4 protein-coding genes and 1 pseudogene are annotated in these 2065 nt (G+C 42.9%); all 5 read right to left on the bottom strand.

Translation table 11 applies throughout. The features are described 5' to 3' along the window. The coding region (locus AACX33_RS05345; RefSeq protein WP_227789458.1) for a hypothetical protein at positions 1-185 on the bottom strand (185 nt) is incomplete at its 3' end. Positions 186-214: 29 nt separating this feature from the next. Continuing rightward, entirely contained in the window at positions 215-670 is a 456-nt protein-coding gene (locus AACX33_RS05340) for a hypothetical protein (RefSeq protein ID WP_194003910.1), read from the bottom strand. Next, positions 671-937, bottom strand: coding sequence for a hypothetical protein (locus AACX33_RS05335; protein ID WP_194003912.1), 267 nt, complete (start codon positions 935-937; stop codon positions 671-673). Between the two features lies 1 nt (position 938). After that, positions 939-1529 (bottom strand): hypothetical protein, encoded by a 591-nt coding sequence (locus AACX33_RS05330; RefSeq protein WP_194003914.1) that lies wholly within the window; start codon positions 1527-1529, stop codon positions 939-941. A 104-nt stretch (positions 1530-1633) separates the two neighbouring features. Beyond that, positions 1634-2065, bottom strand: a pseudogene (locus AACX33_RS05325) (hypothetical protein); the annotation flags it as partial.

Genomic DNA, 2065 nt, shown 5'->3' with positions numbered 1-2065 from the left:
AGCTTTTCAATTCGGTAATTCTGAATTTCATTCTGCGAGACCACCTCAGACCGCAGCAGCTTGATTTCAGATGTGATTTCAGTGACACGGTTACCGATGGTAAACCCCCCACTAACTAAATAAAGTCCCGACTGAATAACAATAGTCAGAACCGTTATCAAGGCGGTCATTCGCTCAATAGTCATAAATTTCTGGAAATGTATTGCGATCGCAATTAAGTAAGTGCATCAATCTTGTCTTCGATTCTGGCTAGGTCAATTTCTAGATTAGAGGTGTCCGCTCCGTCGTACTGATACAAATTTATGCCAAAATTTATGAACCAAGGCGGCGGCAAGAAAGTGACGGTGTAATCCGTGGACACTTCATCAAAAATCAGCAAATTGCCTTTGCTTAGAAACAATGGTTTTTTATTACCCACAAACGAGTCACCCAGCCCGGTGGATGCAATCTGGCTGCATTGACCAGCGTAGCGCCAGATTTTCCCCACAGGAACAGTTGTGGTAACAAGTGCAAGAATAATTGGTCTGTCAAAGATAGTCGGAACAATCACTTCCGTTAACTTTGCGTATAAATTCTTCCCGTCAACCATCTCTATGACAGTTGCAGGAATGAAATTACTATATTGCAGGGAAAAGTTATCAGCATCCTGCAACTCTAGAATTCTTGGCATTTACAGCCCTGCCCTCATAATTAATTCGGTGTGATCACAAAATTCACCCACCAATTGATAGGGGTCTGGGATGCCGAAAAGTTGGAGCTTGTCGCAGTAGTCCCGCAGAGAAATTTGATTTTGCAACCATTCCCTGCCAGCTTTATTAATTCCGATCATGCCGTCAAATTCTTCGCCGGTGGCATCAAAATCGATATCTACTGACAACAAATCAATTTCATCGTCAGGAACCCATATACGCCCTTCTCTTTCAGCAATCCCAGTCATATTAGATACCCTCTGGAGTGATTTTGTACGATTGTTTGACCGTTGCATTACTTGCGCCAGTCCAGGGAATAGCACCACCAGTTTTGGTTTTGATCTCAGCTACAGCTTCATCAAATTCCTGATCCATCGCGTCACCACCAAAAGGCATAGAAACAGTATCACTGGAAGGTTTCTTGTAGCTTCTCTTCGTAATTCTGGAAACTCTATCCACAAATGACTCACGCTTAGTAAAGCTAAGTTTTGCGAATTGGTATCTGGAATTGTTGAGAATGACGGGAGTAGTGCCAGCAGCCGTTAGGAAAAACTGCCCAGCCAAACAAGTACGTACAGCATTTGCTACGTCAGCGCCAACAGCAGAGCCTTGTGAGGCATCTAGTATTTTCTTAGTTTCAATGTAGGTAACAATAGTACCAGTGGCGTTAAACGGAATAATGAACCCACTCCGCAGCGTTGGTTTAGCCCGGCTGGTTTTGATATTGGGGATAGCATCATATAAAGCCTGCTTGGCATCGGGGCTGAGAGCCTTCCATGCTTTGTAGTTATCAAAAGCAGCTTTCTGAGATTCGTATTTCTCTAGCGCCGAAAAACCCATATTCTTCTTTCTTATCTAAATGTGATTCCCACCATAACCAGTTATTTAGCGTTATTTTTCCTGGTGAAACCTAATAGGTTTTAACCTTATTTGTCTACACATCCCTACAGCCAATCGACCAAGCTCTGATTTCTAAGCGTGGTGTCAATCAGGAATGTGGGCCCGATTAAGTTACCTAAGCTGATATACGCATATCTAAAACGCAAAATCGCTACTGGTCGATAGCGGCGGTTTTGCACTTGCTTCCCCAGGATGGTAGTTTTCCCTGCCGTGGCAGTAGTTGTACTTGGTTTGTCCGGGTCGTTAACCACAATATGACCATCACCCTTGTACGGCACATCAATCACGTTGCACATTTTCGAGTAAATACTAACTGCATCAGCTTTGCTATTGCATAACAAATAATTGCCTTTTGGAAAGCCATTATCAGGGTCAGTGTAGCTTGCTGATTTGTTGCCTGTAGTATAAGTAATACCTTTCTTGGCATCTAGGAATACTGCTTTTATTTCATTAGCAATTTCAACCATATTGGCTTT

This window comes from Nodularia sp. LEGE 04288, from assembly GCF_963896525.1.
Lineage (GTDB): Bacteria > Cyanobacteriota > Cyanobacteriia > Cyanobacteriales > Nostocaceae > Nodularia.
Note: the sequence above shows the minus strand (reverse complement) of the source record. Positions and strands in the feature narration are given on the sequence as shown.